At 72.2% G+C, this 3,221-nt stretch carries 3 protein-coding genes; all 3 read right to left on the bottom strand.

Annotated elements, in window-relative coordinates:
• On the bottom strand, positions 1–2,073 hold a 2,073-nt coding region (locus E1287_RS42705; RefSeq protein ID WP_131971770.1), incomplete at its 3' end, for a nitrate- and nitrite sensing domain-containing protein.
• Positions 2,074–2,182: 109 nt separating this feature from the next.
• A complete protein-coding gene (locus tag E1287_RS42700) occupies positions 2,183–2,530 on the bottom strand; it encodes a hypothetical protein (protein ID WP_131971769.1) in 348 nt (115 codons plus the stop codon).
• A gap of 42 nt (positions 2,531–2,572) precedes the next feature.
• Complete coding sequence (locus tag E1287_RS42695; RefSeq protein WP_165969470.1) at positions 2,573–3,151, bottom strand: ATP-binding protein; 579 nt, start codon at positions 3,149–3,151, stop codon at positions 2,573–2,575.
• Positions 3,152–3,221: the final 70 nt, after the last annotated feature.

Genomic DNA, 3,221 nt, shown 5'->3' with positions numbered 1-3,221 from the left:
GGCGGGGACGGCGCCGGAGACGTCCTCGTCTTCGGGCTGATCGGCGTCCACGATGAGCTCGCGCGGGATCAGCACGACCGCGCTGACGCCCCCGTACAGCGACGGCTGCAGCGCGACCCGGATGCCGTGCCGTCCAGCGAGGCGGGCGACGACGAACAGGCCGAGCCGGTCGGTGACGGCGAGGTCGAACTCGGGCGGCCGCGACAGCCGCAGGTTCAGCGCGTCGAGTTCGGACTGGTCGAGGCCGATGCCGCGGTCGATGACGTCCACGGCGAACCCGTTGGCGCCCATCTCGCCGCGGACGAGCACCTCGGTCGGCGCGGGCGAGAACACCGTGGCGTTCTCGATCAGCTCGGCGAGCAGGTGGATGATGTCCGCGACGGCCTCGCCGATCACCGCGGCCTGCCCCGTCACGACGACGACCTCGACGCGCGTGTAGTCCTCGACCTCGGAGACGGCGGCGCGCAGCACGTCCTCGACGTGCACGGGCCTGCTCCAGCCGCGGCCCGGGGACGTCCCGGACAGGATGACCAGGCCCTCCGCGTGCCGGCGCATGCGGGTGGTGAGGTGGTCGAGGCGGAACAGGTCCTCGAGGGCCTTCGGGTCGGACGCGCCGCGCTCCATCTCGTCCAGCATGCGGAGCTGGCGGTGCAGCAGCGACTGGTTGCGCCACGCGACGTTGAGGAACACGCGGCTGATGCCCTGCCGCAGGTACGACTCGCGGACGGCGGTGTCGATGGCGGTGCGCTGCACCCGCGTGAACGCGTCGCCGACGCGGGCGACCTCCTTGGTCTTGCCGATGACGAGCGGCGGCACCTCGGCGTCCACGTCGACCTCCTCGCCGCGGCGCAGCCGGGCCACCACGGCGGGCAGCCGGTCCTCGGCGAGGTGCAGTGCGGCGCGCTGCAGCCCGCGCAGCTCGCGGGACAGGCTGCGGGCCGCCAGCAGCGACAGCACGATCGAGACGACCACGGCGAGCAGGCCGAACCCGCCCGCGAGGACGAGCCGGAGGATGATCCGGTCCCCGATCGGCTTGGCCATCTCGTTGAGCGCCAGGCTCGCCTGCGTGACCTTCTGCGCCCACGCCTGCGACAGCAGCTGGGTGGTCGCCTGCCAGTCCGCCGCCTCGGCGGGCAGCCGGTCGCCGCGCGCGTTGACGATCGCGGCCTCGGCGGCCCGGTAGCGCTGGAAGCCGTCGGACGCGGCGAGCTGCTCAAGCGGCCCGCGGATCTCGGCGTTCAGGTCGGCGAGCCCGGCGTCGAACTCGCGCCGCCCCTCGGCCGCCCACTGGATGAACGCGGTGTGCTCGGCGGGCGTGAGCCGCCCGTTGCGCGCCATCGCGGCGGTGACGAGCGAGTCCTCGCGGAGCATGTAGGCGCGGGCGTTGCCGAGGCTGATCAGCGCGCGGCCCTGCGTCATGATGGCGACGTCGTTGACCGTCACCAGGCCGTTGAAGACCTTGATGACCTCGTCCAGGACGGTGCTGTAGGCGTTGATGACGTCGAGCGGCTCGGCGCTGCCCGCGTCGACCTGGGCGCGCAGCGTCGGCAGCGTGTCCAGCGCCTTGATCGCGACGGCCAGGCGCCGCTTCGTCTCGGGTTCGGCGGCGTCGCGCGCCTCGGGCGACGTCGCGGTCTTGCGGAAGGACGCCTCCATGGCGCTGACCCGTGCGCGCAGCCCGCCGAGCTTCTGCCTGTCCTTGGCGTCGCGGGTGCTGAGCGCGACGACGCTGAGGGATCGTTCGGCCTGGAGCATGCCCACCAGGTTGATGCCGGGCAGGCCCATCTTCTCGTACGTCGTCGAGAAGTCGAACTTGTCGGACGCGTCGTCGACCGTGATGTTCGCGGCGAACGCCCACAGGCCGATGAGCGAGACCAGCGGTACCAGCAGCAGGGCCGTGATCCGCAGGCGGATCGGCCGCTTCCTCCTGTGCTCGCGTGCGGACGCATGGTGCCGTGACTCGCCGTACGAGGTCTCGCTGTACGGAGACTCGCCGTACGGAGTTTCGGCGTGCGGGGACTCATTGTTCGAGGCGGCCGCGTAGGGGTCCGCCGGCCGGCCTTCGCCAACCATCAGATCACAACCTCAAGCGGGGGAACGGGCCTCGAACCGTGGCCCGCTCTATCGGTTTCTGGCTTGGCTTTCGCTCTCGTCGGGCTCGCCGACCTCGTCGGGGATGGGGTCAGGGCCGCGCCTCGTCCAGGGCGGCGCGCGCGACCAGGCCGCGCAGGCGGCTGGTGATCTTCGCGACGGCCCGGGCGTGCCCGTGCACGGCCTTCTCACGGGTGGAGTACCGGCCGACGTCGGCGTGCATCGAGAGATCGGACACGATCGTCTGCCACAGCAGCGGTCGCCCGTTCGCCGCGAATCCGAGGTCGATCACGGTGAACCAGGTCGACACGACCACCACGACGCCGCCGACGCGGATGACGTCCTGTGCCAGCAGGCGTCCCCGTACGTCCAGCAGAAGGCGCTGGGCCTCGTCGGAGGTGGCGCGTCTCCCGTCCGAGCGGTAGTAGTCAACGGACATGCTGCTTCCCATCGCTGCGCGGGGTTGCGAGGAAAGGCGGGCTCAGCGGCCGGGACGCGCGTCCCGCGGCCAGGCGCGGACCTCGCACCAGACGGCCTTGCCGGACGGCGTGTGCTCGGTGCCGTGCCGGTCGGCCATGATCGCGACGAGGAACCAGCCCCGTCCCGTCTCCTCCATGAGGTCGACGCCGCCGCCGTCGGCGAACCGCGTCCGCGGCACGCCGGCGCTCTGGTCGTGGACCTCGATGCGGAGCCGGGTTCCGGCGCGCAGGAGCCGCAGCGACAGCACCGTGCCGGGGACGGCGGCGGCGTGCCGGACGGCGTTGGTGACGAGCTCGGAGACGAGGACCTCCGCGTCGTCGCCGACGTGCCCGATCTCGGAGCCCGTGGTGACGGACCGGCTGAAGCGCCGGGCCTGGGGCACCGATTCATGCTCGGCGGGCAGCGTCAGCTCGCCCAGCAGGACCGCGGCGCCGTTGGACGAAGCCGCGCCGTTGGGCATAGCGGTCCCGTTGGACGGGGCCGTGCCGTTCGGTGGGGCTGTGCCGTTCGGTGGGGCTGTGCCGTTGGGTGGGGTGGCCAGGGTGTTAGGGAGTTCGATGGTGTGGTGTTCGCCCGACATGCTGAACGCCTCCTTGACTAAGGCGTGTCGCCCGGATCCAGCCCGGCCGGGACGCGGGGCTGGGAGGGGC

Origin of the sequence: Actinomadura sp. KC06 (assembly GCF_004348735.1) — a bacterium.
Classification (GTDB): Bacteria; Actinomycetota; Actinomycetes; order Streptosporangiales; family Streptosporangiaceae; genus Spirillospora.
This window is presented reverse-complemented; position numbering and strand designations above follow the sequence as displayed.